The 20,591-nt window shown below is 40.4% G+C and carries 12 protein-coding genes; 6 read left to right on the top strand and 6 right to left on the bottom strand.

Annotated elements, in window-relative coordinates:
* Positions 1-9: 9 nt before the first annotated feature.
* From L1068_RS02500 to L1068_RS02490, 3 genes are all read right to left on the bottom strand, one after another.
* A complete protein-coding gene (locus tag L1068_RS02500) occupies positions 10-1,335 on the bottom strand; it encodes a DUF5690 family protein (protein WP_237128920.1) in 1,326 nt (441 codons plus the stop codon).
* 230 nt (positions 1,336-1,565) lie between these two features.
* Positions 1,566-4,370, bottom strand: coding sequence for a TonB-dependent receptor (locus L1068_RS02495; protein ID WP_237128919.1), 2,805 nt, complete (start codon positions 4,368-4,370; stop codon positions 1,566-1,568).
* 292 nt (positions 4,371-4,662) lie between these two features.
* Positions 4,663-5,865 carry a hypothetical protein gene (locus L1068_RS02490; protein WP_237128918.1) on the bottom strand — a complete coding sequence of 401 codons (1,203 nt, stop codon included), beginning with the start codon at positions 5,863-5,865 and terminating at the stop codon, positions 4,663-4,665.
* Between the two features lie 274 nt (positions 5,866-6,139).
* On the opposite strand from L1068_RS02490, the gene L1068_RS02485 reads away from it, so the two are divergent.
* Positions 6,140-7,012 carry a patatin-like phospholipase family protein gene (locus L1068_RS02485; RefSeq protein WP_237128917.1) on the top strand — a complete coding sequence of 291 codons (873 nt, stop codon included), beginning with the start codon at positions 6,140-6,142 and terminating at the stop codon, positions 7,010-7,012.
* Between the two features lie 508 nt (positions 7,013-7,520).
* On the top strand, positions 7,521-11,999 hold the full coding sequence (locus L1068_RS02480) for an EAL domain-containing protein (RefSeq protein WP_237128916.1): 4,479 nt from the start codon (positions 7,521-7,523) through the stop codon (positions 11,997-11,999).
* Positions 12,000-12,040: 41 nt separating this feature from the next.
* On the opposite strand, the gene L1068_RS02475 is transcribed toward L1068_RS02480, so the two are convergent.
* The gene (locus tag L1068_RS02475) at positions 12,041-14,236 is read right to left on the bottom strand and encodes a fasciclin domain-containing protein (protein WP_237128915.1); all 2,196 of its coding nucleotides are present in this window, start codon (positions 14,234-14,236) and stop codon (positions 12,041-12,043) included.
* Positions 14,237-14,478: 242 nt separating this feature from the next.
* Here L1068_RS02475 and L1068_RS02470 point away from each other — a divergent pair, with 242 nt between their 5' ends.
* Positions 14,479-15,690: an EAL domain-containing response regulator gene (locus L1068_RS02470; protein WP_237128914.1), complete on the top strand. Its 1,212-nt coding sequence runs from the start codon at positions 14,479-14,481 to the stop codon at positions 15,688-15,690.
* A 71-nt stretch (positions 15,691-15,761) separates the two neighbouring features.
* Positions 15,762-16,550 carry a transporter gene (locus tag L1068_RS02465; RefSeq protein WP_237128913.1) on the top strand — a complete coding sequence of 263 codons (789 nt, stop codon included), beginning with the start codon at positions 15,762-15,764 and terminating at the stop codon, positions 16,548-16,550.
* A gap of 35 nt (positions 16,551-16,585) precedes the next feature.
* Here L1068_RS02465 and L1068_RS02460 read toward each other — a convergent pair whose 3' ends face one another.
* Complete coding sequence (locus tag L1068_RS02460) at positions 16,586-17,431, bottom strand: hypothetical protein (RefSeq protein ID WP_237128912.1); 846 nt, start codon at positions 17,429-17,431, stop codon at positions 16,586-16,588.
* 469 nt (positions 17,432-17,900) lie between these two features.
* Between L1068_RS02460 and L1068_RS02455 the strand changes: the two genes are divergently transcribed.
* Both L1068_RS02455 and L1068_RS02450 read left to right on the top strand, forming a co-directional pair.
* Entirely contained in the window at positions 17,901-19,484 is a 1,584-nt protein-coding gene (locus tag L1068_RS02455) for an ATP-binding cassette domain-containing protein (protein ID WP_237128911.1), read from the top strand.
* 56 nt (positions 19,485-19,540) lie between these two features.
* On the top strand, positions 19,541-19,924 hold the full coding sequence (locus tag L1068_RS02450; protein ID WP_237128910.1) for a phosphate-starvation-inducible PsiE family protein: 384 nt from the start codon (positions 19,541-19,543) through the stop codon (positions 19,922-19,924).
* Positions 19,925-20,092: 168 nt separating this feature from the next.
* On the opposite strand, the gene L1068_RS02445 is transcribed toward L1068_RS02450, so the two are convergent.
* Positions 20,093-20,581, bottom strand: a complete 489-nt coding sequence (locus L1068_RS02445; RefSeq protein WP_237128909.1) for a GNAT family N-acetyltransferase — start codon at positions 20,579-20,581, stop codon at positions 20,093-20,095.
* Positions 20,582-20,591 lie beyond the last annotated feature (10 nt).

Raw genomic sequence — 20,591 nt, 5'->3', positions numbered from 1 at the left:
AAATAGTCCTTAATGAGTTGGTGCGAGCGACTTAGCATTAAGTGCTCGTTTAGAGGTGTATTTGTTAGATAAAATTATGCTGAAGTAGCAAAGGGAACTGATGACTAATACGCTTGCAACCGCACAGATCCAGTAACTGGTAGCAATAAAGTAGCTCAGCCATGACAACTCTGGCTCGGCAAAGGTGCGATACAGCAAAATACTGACCGAGCCGATATACCCTGCTGAATCAGCTAAATAGAGTAGAAAACCCACATTGGCGACACCACCCACGGCGGCAATCATGCGGTCGAATAAAAAGCAGTTGTAGGGGATATACGCGATATAAAGTCCTGCACCAAGTAACACCATCCATGCCTTGGCATCTAAGATGCCTGCTTCGAAGCCATAGGTACTCGCACCGAGTAATAAAGTGCCAAATAAGATAAAACCATGATTAACTAAAAAAGCGGTTTTGTTGTTTTTAATCAGTACCATCATGGCAAGGGCAATCAGCACGATAATTGAAATACGAATGCCAGCGTAAGCAAAAATAGTTGGCTCTTCGCCATAACCTAACGCCATCCACAGCTCTGCTTGGAAGTTATCTAAAAAGTCGCGAAAGCCTGTGAAAAGTAAAAAACTTAAAACGAGCGCTGTAATACCAAACCAATATTGTTTAAAGAAATTAAACCGTGCTTTACCATCCATTGGTGTGCGTTTTTGCCTTGCTGCAATATCGTTTTTATCTGGTTTTGGAATGGTGTTTAAACACACTACACTGAGCAATAATAAGGGTAAAAAGAGTAGGCCTGTTAGGGCAGGCATCCATAACTCAGAAACACCTAAGTTGTTGGTAATAAAGCGGCCAACGGTTTTCACAACACCGGATGATAAAATAAAGGTGATGCTTAAAATGGCACCGAGGATTTCGGTGGTGCGTCTACCTTCTAAATAACTAAAGACGACCCCCCAAATCATGCCAAGAGATAAACCATTAAAAAATAGGCAAATAATGTTAAGGCCAATTGGCAATAGTGCAAATAACACCAGCGAGAGCTCTGCGCCTAAGATCATTAAAATTATGGCTTTGGCTCGCTGATTAGAGTGCATTTCGGAAATCACTTTTACGCCGATAAATTTTGCTAGCATGTAACCAAATACTTGGCTTAATACCAGCGCCACTTTAAAGCTTACAAGCCAGTTTTCTTGCTCAAATGCAAGATAGCTTGATGCAGCAAATGGCTTTCGAAATGCGTACATACAAAAATAAGTCATAAAGGCAGCGGAGGCTGCGAATAATACGAACGCGGGGCCTTGTGTCTTTTGTAACCAGTTAGCATTTTTAAACAACATAATACGTCTCGACTGCGTTTGAAAAAGGGTGCAAAACAGGTGCTTTGCAACCTCGGTACTATCAACAAATCAGTGTTAATTTAGGGCAATTGTTTCGGGAACCCATTGTGATAGTGTTCTGTGAACTTAATGTGTAACCCAAGGGGTTAAGTTTGAATTGTGATGCACCCTTACCCCTGTTCGCTCGTTCGCGTTAAAAACATTCGTTAGAAACATTCGTTAAAACTTCGTTAGAAACGATAATTAAGGCCGAGCATGCCGCGAATACCGTAATATTCAACTTGCAGCGGGCGACCTTGCTGACCTTGGTAATACATTAAGGGTTCGTTCGTTAAGTTATTAAGCTCAAGGTAAACCATGGCATCGTCATTAATTTGATATGAGGTAGTAAAATCAACGCTGGTATAGTCACCGTAGTAACTGTCGCTTTGTTTATCACCGCCGTGCTCTTCAATGTACTCACCTTTGTGGTTCACAGCTAAACGCGCAGCAAAGAAGGTGTTATCGTAGTAAAGGGTAATGTTAAATAATTCATCGGCTTGGCGAGGGATGCTTACCTTGTCATCGCGTTCTGGAATGGTCATTTCTGAATCCATAAAGGTCACATTTGCCATTACCCCAAAGTTTTCAAGGCTTGGCGCAATAAAGCCAAAATCACGATTAAACGCAAGTTCTAATCCTATTAACGATGCATTGTCGCCATTTTCTGGTCGAATTAAATTAACACCTTCACGGCCGTTGTAACTGCCAATGGAACTGCTTTGGAAAATTGGATCTTCAATATCTTTATAAAACACACCGGCTGACACTAAACCAAGGCGGTCAAAGTAATGTTCAAACATGACATCAATGTTGTTTGAATAGGTTGGTTCCAGTTCAGGATTACCTGAAAACAGTTGGTTATCTGCTTCAAGGTAAGTTGCACCTGGCGATAATGAGCCAAAATCCGGACGGGCAAAAGTGCGCGTGAGTGCTAAACGCCAATTGGTCATATCACTCATTTTATATGTGATATGGAGCGATGGCAGCACAGAGAGATAATCATTCTCGGCTTTACTTTCAACCACTTTGTCTTGATCGGCAAGATAGGTAAAGCCAGATACTTCGGTATCGGTTTGGGTTAAACGCAGGCCACCGAGTACTTCGATTTGTTCATTAGCTTGCCATGTTGCCATACCATAAATACTGGCGTGTTGCTCGTTTACATCAAAGTTACGACCAAGTGCGCCACCGTTTGAAATAAGTGCTGATTCACCGGAATCGAGCTTAAATTTATTGCGGTTTTGTGTCCAAAACTGTGCTAACGCATCCGTGGAAGCCACTTGAGAGAACTGGCTTGCGTAATCAATGCTAAGTTCGTTTAAGTAATCATTCCGACCTGGTTGGTCGCTTAACGCAAAGTCTGCAAGCGTAGGCGCATCGCCGTAGTTCTCACTATTCCAAGCGTAAAATTCATCAGCAAATTCGGCAACGCGTTCTTTATCACGGTACTTCACACCGAATTTAAGTAATAGGCTGTTATCTAGTTGCCAGTCAAAATCACTGCTGAAAACGATTTTGTCTTTTTCATTAACAAATACTTTGTAAAGCTCTACCCATGCAAGCTTGGTATCGCTTGGTGACATTTGAAAGCCATTTGGCAAGTGGTTACTGATGGCATTCCATGGGTCACTGCCGCCGTCCACTTCGTTGTAGGCATAGTTTTTACCTGTGCCACGGTCTTCAAGGCCAACATAGCCAACGTTCTTTTGGTCAAAACGCACAACAAAGTAACTGTTGTCTTCGCTATTTGGCATATCGCCGTAGCGGAACTCATTTTCATAACTTGAGAGTGACCAAGAAAATGTTTTATCAAAACCAAAATAATGTTCACCAGCAAGCTCACCGCCACGCATTTCGGTGATAAGTTCATTGCGAATGTGTTGCACTTCAACGCGGTTTTTGTCAAAACGCATACGATGTTTGTAATGGGTTTCATCGTCGATTAAGGTACCGTACATTACGCTTGCGCTGATTTTACCCTGATCTAAAGTGTACTCTAAAGAGCCATTTAAACCGTAGGTTTCGCGTGTACCTTTGTAGTCTCGAAGCTCTAAACGACGAATACCAATACCATCATTTCCACGACGAGGTTCAAAGTTATCCGTCGCCCAATCACGTTTCCATGCAGTGGCATTAATTAGATAACCGAGTTTGTCATCGGCTACACGGTCGCCATATAGCACACTAGCAGAGTAGTTAGTGCCTTCGGCAAGTTCATTTGCACCTAGCGCGATATTGGTATTTAAGGTAAATTCGTCAGGGGCTTTTTTGGTGATGAAATTAACGTTACCACCAATTGCATCACCTTCCATATCAGGTGTGATGGCTTTTGATACTTCAACAAATTCAATAAGTTCACTTGGGAAAAAATCAAATGCGGTAGCACGGCTGGTGGTTTCTTCTTCAGCGGTTGGTAAGCGATTACCATTTATTGATGCTGAGCTCCATTGTGATGGTAAACCGCGTACAGCAACAAAGCGGCCTTCACCTTGATCGCGCTCAATGGAAATCCCCGGAATACGCTGTACTGCTTCTGCTGCATTTCGGTCTGGTAATTTGCCAATGCCGTCACTTGATATCACATTGATAATATTGCTGGCATTTTTTTGGCTGTTAGCTGCAGCCATTTCGCCACGTTGGATTTGACCAATCGCAACCACTTCTTCAATTTCATTGTTGGTGTTGTTTGCATTGAGGAAAATGGTTTCAAGTACTTTCAGTTCATCATCTTTAACAGAAACGCTCAGTAGCTTTGTTTGGTAACCCATATAATTAACTTCCAGTTGATACGTACCTGGTGTTAATTTAGGGAGTTCAAAGCGGCCATTAAAGTCGGTAACGGCACTGTTATTAGTTCCAACTACTTTCACCATGGCACCTGGTAGTGTTGCATGTTGATCTTTTACAACGCCTGTCAGTTTTGCTTCTGCGGCAAGAATTTGGGGGCTTGTTATCAGCAGTATACTGGCGGCAATACGCGATATATTTTTCATGTTAAGGCTTCTCAGTTAGTAAAATTATTATGGTCTAGACCAGAAACTGAAAAAAAGTCTAACGAGGGTTTTTTACAAATCGGTTACGCTTGTGTGAAAAATAGAAAATTGACTGAGTTTTTTATTTAACCTGAACTTGGGATAAGAAGTTAACTAAAAATTTTTATTACATTGATTTTAAATGAGATAAAATAAAGCAGTTACAAAGAATAATAGTTGCAACTGCTAGTTAGGAATTTTTTGAAGAGGCTTACGCCCAAGTTAAACAGCAAAAAAGGCCTTATTGAATGAGTTATACCAATAAACTCGCGGGCCTTGGATTTGCTAGTAAATCGGCAAACACCTGCCAAACAGAGTTTTTATCTTGCATATTGGCATGTTTTTCAATGTAGGCTTTAACAATATCTTGGCCGAGGTTGTAATTAAGCACATAGGCACGGTTTGCTTTAATAAATCCTAAGCGCTGTGTTGCACGCGCTTCACTCACTAAGGTGTATTTAACTAATAACTCGACTGCGTGTTGCTCTGATATTTCACCATCAAGTAAGCGTTTAGCAACCATGTTGTCAGCATAAGAGAGTTTTTGCAGTAGCGCTTGTACTTGATAGTAGCGCTCAGCTTGTGAGACATCGAGACCGGCAAGCACGAAGAGTACTTCTTTTTCAAATACCATGCGTTCAGGTTTTGGAAAAACCACTTCAATGCCATAGTTAGCCGAGCCTTCGGCAAGCAGTGACATAGGGGAAAATAATGGATAAACACAATATTCCATCCAGCCTTTTTCGTTCACTAGGTGCTTTTCCATTAGTGAGTTAAACACATGGTGACCGGGATAGCCTTCATGGGCGGCTAAATCGACGGCACGTGAAATATAAATCGGGAAGTCGGTATTCATTTGAATCAGGCTGAAGTTATCGCCTTTATACCAGTTATAGCCACTCCAAATTTGGTTAGTTACATATTCCAGCTGAAAATTTTCATTATCTGCAAGTGGAATAAATTGCTTGGTAATCTCCCGTGAACGCGATACTGCGGCTTTAAATACGTCATCGAGCTTATTTTTGGGAATTTCAAATTGTGCGTTAAATGCCACCATGCGTTCGCTTAAACTACCGTCGCCTGGTACCAGGTTTTCAAGCTCTAGTAGGACGTTATCAAACTCAGTCTCCGTCTTATTGGGCGAAATGGCATCGTATAACGCAAGCGACTCATCATCGAATTTTGGTGCGTTGCCCGAAATTACATTTATAAAAGTTAGTATTGATTCACTTTGCTTTAATAAAAATGTATGTCTGAGTGTTTCGCTTTCATTTGGTGTTGTTCGTTTTAAGGTATCTACAAGTTTTGTAACCTGCTGTTGAATAGCTTCAAGCGGCTCTTTAATAGTTGGTTGCCAGTCACTTGGGCCATAGTAAGCGTCAACATAATGTGGGTGATGAAGGCCAATTGCCAGTACTAGCTCTACGTATTGCTCTGCAAGGGGGTTTAATGACATCGCTAACTCATTTTGAACGATAGAAATGACAGGCATAATAACCGAGATTTAAATTGTATACAATTTTATGCTCGGTTATTAATCCGAATTCCAAAGATATTGATACTGATACGAACTGATACTTTAGACAGCAGTGTATTCATGCACTTATTCCAAAATGAGTTGATATGACGGTATCTATTTTAAACCCAGTGAATAAGTTCAACTGATCTTATTGTATCGGTATGTAATCTTATGTATTAATAGTAAAAACTCAGTAAAATTAGATAAATAGATGAAAAAACGCATTTCACTTATTTTAGGCAGTGGTGGTGCACGTGGGCTTGCGCATATAGGCGTAATTAAAGCGTTAGAACAGCACAACTTTGAGATTTGTTCCATATCAGGGTGTTCAATTGGTGCTTTAATCGGTGGTATTTATGCAGCAGGTAAGTTGCCTGAATTTGAGACATGGATTTTAGAAATAGACAAATACGATATTGTGTCATTGCTTGATTTAGCGTGGGGCAATAATGGGCTTGTAAAGGGCGACAAAATAATTAACACCTTAAAGGAAATGGTAGGGGATATTACGATTACCGAGTTACCAATTAGCTACACGGCTGTTGCGTCTGATATTTTAAACGGTAAAGAAGTATGGCTAAATTCAGGCTCATTATTCGACGCGATCCGCGCATCGATTTCACTTCCTTTGTTTTTTACACCGATTGAAACCAATAATAGAATTCTAATTGATGGTGGGGTGTTAAATCCTGTGCCGATTGCGCCTACGTTTAATGATGACAGTGATTATAAAATAGCGGTTAATTTAGGCAGTGAAAAAGCAACACCACCAGAACCCATCGAAAAAGTCGAAATTCACGATGATACATTCCCAATTTCACGTTTTATAGATTCATTGCGATTTGATAAAGAAGAAAAAGAGGTGAATAAACTGGGGGCGTACGAAGTAGCAGATAAAGCATTTGATGCCATGCAGTCTCACTTAGCTGCAGCTAAATTAGCGGCATATCCGCCTGATGTACTGGTTGAGATTAGCCGTAATGCCTGTGGCACATTGGAGTTTGATAAAGCCGCTGAGATGATTGCGCTTGGCTACAGTACCTGTATAAAAGCGCTTAAAAATAACTATTTATTGCTTGAGTAATGTGTAAGTCAGAGCGCCTTAACATAGCCTGTCGTAGCGCAAAGTTAGCGATTTAAAAGCACTAAAACAGGTGAAGAATTGTACAATTTAAACTGGGTTTACTTGGCTATAGGTTAAATATGCATGTTTTGTTGTATTTTATGGCCAAAATACACGCACTTGGGCCAATACGGGCTATTATAAATGAAAGGCAAATACAAAGTTATATTGCCAAGGCAAGATCTAGCTTAATAAGTACAGATTAGCTTTAAAGTACTTTGGTACGACAAAAGGACTAATCCGTATTATGCGTTTTATCGTTAATAATTAGCTATTTCAGCTTGTTACGGGTTTGGCTTTGCTTTAAAGTTCGTTTTTTAATGTTAAGAAGTTGTTTTGAATAAGATCAATTTTTTCTTCTTTGAATATGCTTTGTGTTTTACACTGTATTAATGAAACGACAGCAGTGATGGCTCGTTGGTTTACTTCTCATATTCTGAACGGATTCATGTGACTAGGGTTTAATTTTTTGTTTCATAAAGTCTTTTCTTTTGTTCTTGTTTTACTCTTTGCATCCAGCAATGCGTTTGCTGCGGAATATAGCCGCTATCTGAAAAATTATTCCGTTGAAGAAGGGTTATCGCAAAGCTATGTCAATCAAACGCTGCAAGATAACTACGGCTACTTGTGGGTTGCCACAGACTATGGCTTGAATCGTTTTGATGGTTATGAATTTGAAAAAATAACGGGTCCTGACAACGTATTTGCAAACGATGGCATTATTGCACTCCATTCGCTAAAAAATGGCAGTTTAATTGTTAGCACTTATTATACAGGTGCGTATTTTGTTGATCCTCTTACGCTTGAAGCCACACGGTTCTATGACGGTAAATTAGTTGAAACTAAAGACGAATACTTAAGTGTTGAAAGTGTTATTGAAGTAAAGGGTGACTTGATATTAGCAATTGGTCGTCACTTGGTTTCGTATAGTGTTGCAAAAAAGCAATTAAAAATTTTGTTTTCATTAAGTGAAAATCAAGACCTTATTCGCACCCTGTTTTACAAAGGGGAATACATATATTTTGGTACATCGAAAGGTCTTTATGTCTATCATATCGAGACAGGTGGTGCGGGGTTAACGCACCATAAACCTTCCAACATACAAGATACCTATGATAACAACAATGTAAAATACTTAGCGTGGGATCATCGTTTAGGTTTATTGATTGGCACAGTTGAAGGGTTGTTTGCACTTAAACTCGATGAACAAGATGCTAAACCCATGCAGCTTATTGCCGATTTAAATATTTGGGGTGTGGTTAGAAATGCAGATGCATTTTATATTGGCTCTGAAAAAGGACTGTATCGCTTCGACCCAATGTCGTTTGAGTTAAATTTGCTGGCACAATATTCAAAACGTCACCCCTTAGTCAGTAACGACGCTATTAAAGACATTTACCAAGATAATAGCGGATTGCTTTGGCTTGCGTCTGAGTCAAAGGGCGTTTATTACTGGCATCCTGACTTACAAAAATTTTCAAGTTACAGCAACGCGTCTGGCATCAATTTGTCTAATTCTTCAGTGACCGACTTTATTGAATTGCAAGCAGGTACGCTTTGGGTTGCAACCGAGAATGGCCTGACAAAACTAAATACTGAGACAAAAGAAACTAAACATTTCTTCGTTAGTGAGAACCCCAAAAATAAATGGGGAAAGCACTTTATTCAGTATATTTTTGACGCAGGTGATGGAAAGATTTGGCTGGTACACAGTGAGGGATTGACACTTTTTGACACTGAAAAAGAAGTCATTGTGCCGACCAACTTATCTGCAGAAGTTAATAAAGAATTCACTGAGCTATATCCTTACGGTGTTCACCCATTAGACAAACATCGTTTGATATTTGTTAGTTACAAAGGGCATTTTATTTTAGATACACAAAAAAATACCCTCACTTCTCTTAACAGTCTTGATAAACACTTTGATCCTGATTTATCAATTGGCTTTATGAAAAGCTTTGTTGATGATTCTGGCGTGCTTTATAGCGTTGGTGGGGCGGTTTACCACTATAACTATCAAGAGGGTACATTCGAATTAATTCATCAGATCGATAACTATCAGGTACACGATTTCAAGTTTGTATCTGACTGGACACGAGACGCAGATAATACTATTTGGATTGCTTATAATGCACACGGCATAGTGGCCCTCGACGATAAGTATCAACTACAAAAAGAAATTACCTTTGCTGATGGTTTACCGGATAATCGATTATTCAGTGTCACGCAAAGTGATAATGGCGCGCTGTGGTTTAGTTCGCAAAGTGGCTTAATCAAATATGATAAAGACTTAGATGCACTTAATCAGTATACCCACGAGCAAGGGTTGATAAGTGATGAGGTCTACAGTGCGCCACATAAATTAAAAGATGGTCGAATTGCGTTTACGACACCCGCGGGCATTATTTTATTTAACGCTGAAGAAATTGAAAAAACACGAAACGACAAACCGGTAAGGTTACTTGATGTCGAATTGAAATCTCGCGATGAAAAACTTACGTTTTCAGGCTTAATGGAGCAGCAATTATCGCTTGAATATGATGATTTTGGCCTGAAATTCCACTTTTCTAACTTTGACTTTGCCAATCAAAAGCAAATTAAGTACCGTGTTGATTTACAAGGGCCAAGCAGTGTGGTGTATGAACATTACGGTAAGAATAACATTGAGTTTACCCGTTTGTTGCCAGGTGACTACACGTTTAATGTAGCAGCTTATTCATTAAAAGATGGCCAATTAGGCAAGTCTGAAACCTTTTCATTTTACGTAAAGCACAACCCATGGACATCGCCATATGCCATTGTTGGTTACATTATTCTGTTTCTTGGTTGTTTTACGTTAATTTACATTAAGCGCGTTAAGCAGCAGCATATTCTGCAACAACTTCATAATGATTCGATGGCGGCAAAGCAGCGTGCACGCTTGGCGCTTGACGCGAGTAACAGCGGTGTATGGGTGTATAACAGCCATAACCAGCAATTGGATCAAGAGCGCATTGTGTCTGACTTAGGTTATGAGCGTGAAACGCTAACCAGCCTCAATGATCATATGTCACTTATCCATCCTGAAGACCGTATTCGCTTAGAAGCAAAATGGCGGGCATTTTCAAGTGGCGCGACCAATTTATGGGACGTTACGTATCGTATGCGCGCAAAAAGTGGTGAATGGGTATGGTATCGAGACTTAGGTAAGCGTTCTAAAGAAAGTAAAAATGAAGAAAACCCCGTTTATGCAGGGACTTACACCAATATTAGCGAAACCAAAAATAAAGAGATCCAAGCGCGACTCTACGGTGAAGCACTGCGCAAAATGAACGAGTGGCTGATTATTTTAGACAGCAAATTCAAATTGGTTGCGTCAAATGAAGCGTTTAATAAACGCTTTTCAAAACATGCGGAAGATGCGACCCAAGATACTTTATTGGCGTTATTTGATGAGAAACGTCAAGCATTTTACGTTGAGCAATTAGCCAGTCTTAAGGTTGGCGAGCATTTACGTCGCGAAGAAACTTGGGTGTTTGATAACGAAACCATTGAGGTATTGTTATCAATTTCCGCGATCGGTGAAGAGAGTGTAAGTAACTATGTGGTTGTTGTGTCGGATTTGACGCAGCAAAAAGCAGCAGAGAAGAAACTTACACAAATGGCTAACTTTGATCACCTTACGCAATTAGCTAATCGTAGCTTAATCAACGATCGTATCGAACAAGCCTTGCTGCATGCTCAAAACAAAGTCGTTGCGGTGTTATTTATTGACCTCGACCGCTTTAAACAGGTGAACGACTCGCTTGGCCACAGTGTCGGTGACAGGTTATTAGTTAAAGTTGCCGAGCGCATGACTTCGGTTGTAGGCGAGCAACACAGTGTAGGCCGTCAAAGCGGCGATGAGTTTATTGTGTTGTTTGAAGATGTGGTTTCGCCACAGGAAATTAGCCAATATGCTAATGACCTCAACAGCGAACTTGCCAAACCCTATAAAATTGGCGGTAACACGGTCAATATTAGTTCATCAATCGGTATTTCGTTTTATCCATTTGATGCAGAAACAACTGAAGAACTAATACAAAAAGCAGACATCGCGATGATCCACGCGAAAAACAGCGGTCGTAATTGTTACCGCTTTTATACTGAGCAGCTTAATAAAGAAGCGCGCAACCGTATGTTGCTTGAAAACGAATTAGTTAACGCGGTACAAAATCGACAACTGACTAACTTCTATCAACCCATTATTAATACGCAATCACAAAAAGTAGTGGGTGTAGAGTTGCTATTGCGCTGGTTTAAAGACGGTGACATGATTTCACCAGGTGTGTTTATTCCGTTGGCAGAGCAAATTGGGCAAATTGTTGCGATAACCGAAGTAGCGCTTGAAACAGCAACAACAGAGTTAGCGTCATGGTTAGCAAGTAATGAGAACCGCTACCTATCAATTAACTTATCTGCGCTACATATTACCCAGCCTAACTTGGTCGAGCGATTTGTCACCATTTTAGCGGACAATAACGTATCGCCACGTCAAATTCGCTTAGAAATTACCGAAGGTATTTTGATTGAAGACACGGTGAACGCTCTTGAGCAACTAGAGCGCTTACAAAAAGCAGGCTTTAAACTGTATTTGGATGATTTTGGCACAGGGTATTCGTCGTTAACTTATATCAACCAATTTCCAATTGATGTGATTAAGATAGATCAGAGTTTTATTCGTCAAATGTTATCCAGCCGCACAAACCAAGCGATCGTACAAACTATTGCGGATTTAGCGAAAAATTTAGGCAGTTACTGTATCGCCGAAGGGGTTGAAGAGCTTACGCAGGTCAGCGTGTTAAAACGCTTAGGCTGTTATAACCTTCAAGGTTTTTACTTTGCCAAACCGGTACCGGCAACTACGTTTTTAAGTGACGAATTCCAAAGCGACGTATCACGTAAAATCAACGCCTGTAAGAATGCGTAAAAAAAGGGGCTTCAAACGCCCCTTTAACACGAAGGGAGTGTTTAGTTTAAGGTTTCAGTTATAACGGTATCAATCACATGGATAACACCGTTAGTAGTGTAAATATCGGTAGTCACCACGTTAGCCCCTTGCACTTGCAGCGCAACTTGTGGCAATGACACTTTCCACCAAGCATTGTTAACTGCATCACCTTTGGTGTCACCAGGAGCCATATCTTGTGCATAAAAATATAGCGGGCGACCCATAAAGGCTGCTTGTTTAGTACCGTCAGCGCGTGTAATAACGCTTAAGCCTTGAATATTATCAACCATCTCATCAGTAACCATTACTGGCGGCCATGCATCTGCACACGCATCAACACATGTACTGCTAGTTTGACCAAGGTCATTATCGAACACATAGAGCGTGTAACCTGCTTTGGCAGAGCCATTACCGCCGACTAGCATTTGACCTGCAGCATCATAGGCAACTTCATCTGACGCCGAATTAGTTGATTCGGTGTAATTAATTAAATCCACTGATACATCATTATTTGCAAGAGTGTCTACTGCTTTACCATTTGCTGCATACGCAGAAACAGAATCTATCTCAGTAGCCACAACATGTTGTAACAACACATTTGTTAAAGCCGTATTGTCGGCAAGTAATGCTGTTAACGCATCGTCTGGGATTTTATCAAACGCAGCATTAGTTGGTGCAAATACCGTGTAAGACTTAGTTTCATCAGCTAGCGCATCGACTAAATTTGCAGCTTGTAACGCGGTCACTAGGGTTGAAAAGTCAGGATTGGATACGGCAACCTCAACGATGTTCTGAGTCGGTTCGCCTTTCATTGATGGTGGTAAAATCACTTGGTCAACCACGTGAATTACGCCATTACTTGCTTCGACATTGGCAGCAGATACTTTAGACGCATTTATGTACAAATCAGAGCCTGAAAGTGATAAGGCGGCCATTTGAGTGTTTGCCATAGTCACCTTATTATTTTCACTATTCGCAACAGCTACTGCGCCATCCGACATTACTTTCGCATCAGCAATAACGTGGTAGAGCAATACATTTTTCAGCGCTTCTGTATCGGCGAGTAGAGCATTTAGTGTACTTTCAGGAAGTTGTGCAAATGCAGCATCTGTTGGTGCAAAAACGGTGTAAGTTGCAGATTCGTCTGCAAGTACCTCAGCAAGATCCGCGGCAGCCGCGGCGATTAATAATGTGTTGAATGAACCTGCTTGTGAGGCGACATCAACAATATTGCCGACAGGCTCAGGTACACTTACATCACCCACAATAACAGCATCAATTACGTGAATAATCCCGTTAGTGGTGTAGATGTCTTTGGTAACAATTTTAGCACCACCGAACATCAATGAATCAGTTTCTGAGTTGATTGATACAGGCAATTTAGCACCAGAAGCTGTTTCAGCTTCCATCCCGTTTAGGGTAAATGCAGTAACAGAGTCAACTTCACCCATAACAACATGCTGCAAAAGAATACTGCTTAACACGTCGGTATTTGCAAGTAATGTATTGATGGTTTCTTCACCAAGCATTGCAAATGCATCGTCAGTTGGCGCAAATACCGTATACATTTTAGACTCATCAGCGAGCACTGTATCTAAATTAGTTGCTTGTAAAGCAGCAACGAGCGTATTGAAAGTACCTGCTGCAACAGCGGTCTCAACAATATTTGCCGTTGGCATACCTTTATCTGTTGGGGGCATTAACACAGCATCAATAACGTGAACTATACCGTTGTCTGCCATTATGTCGGTTGCTGTAACAGTTACTGTGTTGACCAGCAAATTATCACCGTCGAGCGATAAACCGACCGAATCACCGTTAACCATGGTTACTTTTGATCCTGCACTTGATACTGCCGTTGCCGCATCGACTTTGTCTGCAATAACGTGGTATGTGAGAATATCAGAAAGCGTGTCTGTATCGGCTAACAGTGCTTCAACAGTGCCCTCAGGTAACAGCGCAAATGCAGCGTCGGTAGGCGCAAATACGGTAAAGTTGGATTCAGTATTTGCAAGCGTTTCGTCAAGCCCTGTTGCTTCAAGTGCGGCGACTAGCGTTGTAAAGTTGCCGTCGCTCACTGCAACGTCGACCACTGTTGTTGGTGTGGCAACTGGTGTCGTTGGCGTTTCCACTTTATGATCGTCGTCATCGTCGTTACACCCAGTTACTACAAGCGTTGATGACACTAAAAGTGCTATTTTTAATAAATTTCTCACCTTGTTTATCCTTTTTTTGATAATTAACTGGCGAGATCTTGTACGGGTTAAAAATTTAACTAGATCAAATTAATGTAATGTTTCGGTTTTGTTAATCATTTTTAATGAATAAACTAAACGCAAAATGACATACTATTTGATGTCAATTTAACGATTAAATTTTTGTAATCTTTCAGTTTGTTACTAGACTTAAAAGGGAAAGGGCTGGCGTCAAAGATGTTCTTACTTGCAAGGAATGCGACATGCATAAAAATTTAATTAAAATTGCGATTGTTGACGATTCGAAAACCATGTTGTTAACGTTAAAAGCAATGCTCAATGGACTCGGTTATCAAAATACCGAGACTTTTTCTTCCGCGCGTCTTGCATTTGACGAAATCAAAAAAGATAGTTCAGCTTATCACTGCGTATTAACTGATTTAAATATGCCTGAATTAGACGGTATGGCATTTATTAGGCAGTTAGGTGAAATTGGCTTTAATGGTGGTGTGGCAATTGTTTCAGAAATGGATGAACGTGTTATCTCGCTGGCCGCCGACCTTGCTAAAATTCACAAAGTCCGGCTTATTGGCAATTTGTCAAAGCCTGTTAGCGTTAAACAAATTGAAATGGTGTTAGACCGGCTAAAAACACTCAATGTTGTTAAAATGCAAACCCTGCAATACCTCTCTGAACAAGAACTGATTGAAGCCATTGAAAGCCAGCAAATTGAACCTTACTACCAGCCTAAAATTAACAGTCAAACTAACTGTGTTGACAGTTTGGAAATTCTTGCAAGAATCGTAAAGCCTGGTCGTATTGATGCCATTTTACCGCAACATTTTTTGCCGACTGCAGTATCACTTGGCATTGAAAATATTATTACGTTTCAGCTTGTTGAAAAAGCCGCACGACATTATTGCGAATTGCAGGTGATTTTTGATCACGATTTTAAACTGGCAATTAATTTATCACCCAAACAAATGCAAGATTCATTTTGTGCCGAACAAATGGCGACCATATTGTGTGTTAACGGATTAGAGCCAAGCCAATTTATTATTGAAGTGACCGAAGAATACGCGTTGCGTACGCCTGAACAACTGGAAACGTTAAACCGTTTGCGCATGCATGGTTATGGTATTGCGCTTGATGATTTTGGTACGGGATTTACTAATTTAAATCAGTTAAGAACCTTGCCTTTCACTGAGATTAAAATAGACAGATGTTTTATTTCGAGCATTCGTGATGATAAATTTTCTCAGGTGATTGTTAAGTCGCTTATCGATATTGCAAAAGAGCAAAAAGTAGAGCTTGTTGCAGAAGGCGTAGAAGATATTGAAGATTTAGAGTACTTGCGCCAAAGTGAAATTGGCATTTTATTACAGGGCTTTTTTATCTGTCGGCCAAAACCCATCAATGAAGTTGTGCGCTGGTACAGCAAATGGAAACAAATCTCCGAAAAATCTATCTCTTAAAGATGAACTGCGTTAGTGTAAGTGTGTAAATAGTAAACTAAAACGAATTTTAGTCTTTAAGGATGAAGCGCATGAAATATAGCATTCTAAGTACCTTGCTTGGACTAAGCTCACTTACTGCCACAGCAAACAATTCTGCTGATATCGCCAAAAAATTACAAAACCCTGTTGCCGATATAATCAGTGTGCCAGTGCAGTTTAATTACGACCCGAATATTGGTCAGGATGAGCAAGGTGACCGTTGGTTAACCAATGTTCAGCCTGTTGTACCGTACGATTTAAATGATGATTGGAATTTAATCTCTCGCACAATTATTCCCATAGTAAGCCAAGACTTTGGCTCGTTTCGTGAAGAAGGCATTGGCGATATAGTACAAAGTTTTTTCTTTTCACCTAAACAACAAACCGACAGTGGCTGGATTTGGGGGGCAGGGCCTGTTTTTATGTTTCCGAGTGCCTCTGATCCTATGTTTGGTAGCGACAATTGGGGAATAGGCCCAACGGCGGTACTGCTTACACAAAGCGATGGCTGGACGTTTGGTGCATTGGCAAACCATATCTGGGGTTATGGTGCAGATAAGGACCAAGGTCAGACTGATGTAAATGCAACTTTTATTCAACCTTTTATTGGTTATACCTGGCCAAGTGCAACCTCAGTATTCTTAAACAGCGAAGCAACAATCGACTGGGAAAATGATGTAGAGTCAGTACCAATCAATTTGGTTGCCAGCCAAGTGATAACCATCGGAGATAATGTATTTAGCCTTGGTACTGGTCTGCATTACTGGGCAAAAGGCCTAGACAATGGGCCTGATGGAATGGGGGCGCGAATTATGATTACCTGGTTAATTCCGCAATAACCAATCTAAAAATGTAAACTTGTTGCATGGTACGGCTAACGAATCACCATCCATTCGTTCACTTTTTCATTTATGTAGCCGCTTTGTCGATAGGCCTTATTGATTAAACCGCGGCTTCGTAATTCTTTTAAGCCCCGTTGCACACAGTCAAATATTTCTGAGTTGCGCGCGGCTTTTGACACAACAAAATGCCTGCTACCGGGGAGCTTAACTTTCAATCCATGAATTGGTACAAAGGTTTCATTGTCTTGTGAAAAACTCAGATCGTCGGTGTTGTAAAATGTCGCAAGCATAACATCACTTCGGCCTTTCATAATCATATCTGTCATTTGTGTAAATTGGCTTACGCTATCTAAATGAGCGAAACCAATTGCCGACATTATTCGCCAATCAATTTGCCAGTTTTTATTGGAAATTGCGTTTAGGCGTTGTAAGCCAAATTTGTCATTTACCTGACGTGCGCGTGTATTGTTTTGATGTACATAAAAGCCTGCCTCAGCTTCACCATCACGCAATAACGGCCTTGAAATGTATAGATTATCTTTAATGGGCAGAGCGTCGCTTAGCCAAACTCCGGTAACGCTTAAATCAAGAAGTCCTTGTTCGAGCAGACGCAAGCGACGTTTATAGTGATCTGCTCGTACAAATTCAATGTCGCCACGAAATCCACCAAAGTGAAGCGCTTGTAACAATAATACTTGTTCAACAACATCGCGATACGCAAACTCGCCCGAGTAATCATCTATACTGTTAATTTCGCGACCCGCAATAAATTGTTCGACATGTTTTTGGCTTTCTAGCTGAACACCAATTCTAAGCGTTTCTTTTGCCGCAAGCGAACACGAATACACGATGCTTAAAACAAAAAACCAATATCGCATTTTAAATCCTTTAAAACTAAAACTACTCGTAATTTGAGTTGTACTTGATTAATTTATATCGTTTTTTGGTTAAGTTGGCTTAACTTCAGTTTATTTTTGAAAGGTCTGTTAGGGAGGTAGAAGAATTCCTGAGTAATAATTGCGCGCTATACCTGTGTTTTGTTTAAATATCAATGTGTTGAAGGCTGATAATAACGTTATTTTCTACGCTTTTTTATTTTGTATTGCTGATTACTTGCGCGTTTTGTTGTTTTAGGGCAAAGTAAACCTACATTTCTTATTGGAGCAAACGCCGACATGAACAACTAACTCCCCAAACAATTTTAACTTTCTGTTTAATGTTAGGGATTAGTAGGCGTTGCTTTGCCAATTTTTCACTGAAAATCAATATTGACGCTAAGTGCAATAATGCTTAGACGTTTCTCGCAGGTGATGCTGATCCCTTTTACTTGGGTAAAAGGATGGTCTTATGCCACATATTTCGATTTCAAATTTTTCATACAGCGTAGCGCAAAAACACATTTTAAAAAACGTATCTCTGCAACTAACACGTGGCGTTTACGGCTTAGTGGGTAACAACGGTAGCGGTAAGTCGACACTTATAAACGCAATAGCAAAGCTTGATGGCTGCAATAACACGATTAAAGTCACTGGCAAAACCGCTATTTTTTCGCAGCTCAATGCTATGCCAAATTGCTCAGTTGCAGGCTATTTGGGTGTTGCTGATAAACTAAACGCGTTGTCGCGCATTAATGCCGGTAGCATCGACGTTAACGACTATCAAACGGTACAAGATGATTGGCATTGCGAACGAGATACAATAGCACTGTTAACGAGACTTGCATTACCAAAAGACCCGTTTATATCGTGTAATAAATTAAGCTATGGGCAGCTGGCTCGTTTAATGTTACATCGGTGCTTTAACAGTGATGCAGATATTATATTGTTGGATGAGCCAACCAATCACCTCGACATAAATGCCAGAAATTGGTTAAGCTGCCAAATAAAAGACTTTAGGGGGATTGTGGTTATGGCAAGTCACGATGAAAGTCTATTGGATCACAGCACACATACATTGCACGTAATTAATGGTACGGTAAATGAATACGGTGTTGGCTATCATGAATTTAAAGCACAGTTTAATGCCGAGCAAAAAGCACTAAGAGCGAAACAAGAGCACATTAAACGCGAACAAATGCAATTTAAGCGCATTGCACAGTTAAGCTTAGAAAAAGCAAATCAGCGTGCGGCGCAGGGCAAGCAAAAAAGAGCATCGGGCAGTCAGCCGAAAGTGTTACTCGATAGTAAAAAAGAAGGTGCGGCCAAATCCCATAGTCGGCAAGTGAAATTGCAAAACGCGCGCATTGATACATCAAATAAAATGTTGCGTGCAGTATGCGATGTTCAGGTATTAAACGAACCAGTCACATTCCACATGGCGGATATAAATACTCATAAAAATAAGGTACTGGTTAATATAAACAACTGGCAATGTGAGTTTAATCATCAGCCACCACTGAACGCTACCATTAAACAAACAAGTCGCGTTTGGCTTCTAGGGAATAATGGTTCAGGAAAATCTACCTTACTTAAAAACATAGCAAACCTGAGTAAGGTGAACCTAACAGTTAATAGTAATTGCGATGTGATTTATCTTGAACAAAATTGTCGCTGGCTCGATCAATACAGTGATGTACTAAGTGCTATTATGGCTTTGACAACACAGATAAGTGAACAAACCGCGCGTACCTTGCTCGCGTCTGCTGGGTTTCGAGGCGATAGCGTTTTTTTACCTGTTGAATCATTAAGTGGCGGCGAAAAAATGAAACTGGCGATGCTATGCGTAAGCCATGCACAAAAAGATGCGTTATTGCTGCTTGATGAACCTGATAATCATTTGGACATCGCTGCGAAAACTGCATTGGCGATTTCATTAAAAAACTATCCGGGTGCGTTTATATTAGTGAGTCACGACACCCAGTTTGTTGAGCAAATTGGGGTGAATATGCGCCTTGATATTAATTCTGGCAGTGCTATTGAAGAACGCGAATAAACGTTTAAAGTTCAATAAGTTATCATTTTTAAATTTTGCAGCATTAAGGAGATGCAATGGAAAAGCATGATAGTGGCTTTGATGAAGCAAGTTATGATGATAAAGCGATCCGTTTTAGCCATACTGTTATTCGCTTTTGCGTAAAAATACTCGCAATTTTAATGACGTTGCTCATTATTTGGGGGGTGTTAGATGTTGTCTACGTGATGTATATGAAATTGAGTTCACCGCCTTATTTCTTGCTATCAATTAGTGACATTCTCGCAGTGTTTAGCGCGTTTTTGGCTGTATTGATTGCAATTGAAATCTTTATCAACATTGTTATGTATCTACGTGACGATGTAATTCACGTTAACTTGGTAATCGCGACAGCATTAATGGCGATAGCGCAAAAAGTAATTGTACTCGACTTTACAAAATTGGCCCCTGAATACATTTAGAGCACTGCAGGCTTAGTACTTGCGCTTGGCGTTACCTATTGGTTGATTGCAGTAAAGGATAAGAAAAAAGCCAGCTTATTGTAACGTAATAACAGCTGGCTTGTTAAAGTGGAAGCGGCATATTTAAGTCGCTTTCACTCTTATCTATTCATGCGTAACGCTTTTATTTTAAGATTTTCCGTTTTCAGCAAATTTTTCTAACGTTTCACCACTCATACGATAGCCAATCCACTCATGCTGAGGCTCGGCGCCAAGTGATTCATAAAAGTCACGCGATGGGGTATTCCAATCTAAGCAACTCCATTCAAAGCGGCCACACCCTTTTTCAACAGCAATTTGTGCTAAATTTTGAAGTAACGCGATGCCCGCGCCTTTGCCGCGGTATTCAGGTGATACGTACAAATCTTCAAGATATAAGCCTGGTTTTGCAAGCCAGGTTGAATAGTTGTAAAAGAATACGGCAAAGCCAATGGCGTGACCGTCTAATTCGCAAATTAAACCGTAAACACCAGAGTGCTCAGAAAACATGCTCTGTTTGATGGTCTCGGGCGTTGCCAATACTTCGTGTTCTGCCTTTTCATATATTGCTAACTCCCTAATAAAATGCAGAATTGTATTAATATCGTTAGCAGTGGCGTTGCGAATAGTAAGACTCATTGGCTACCTT

Origin of the sequence: Pseudoalteromonas sp. MMG024 (assembly GCF_021654175.1) — a bacterium.
In the GTDB taxonomy this organism is placed as follows: Bacteria; Pseudomonadota; Gammaproteobacteria; order Enterobacterales; family Alteromonadaceae; genus Pseudoalteromonas.
Note: the sequence above shows the minus strand (reverse complement) of the source record. Positions and strands in the feature narration are given on the sequence as shown.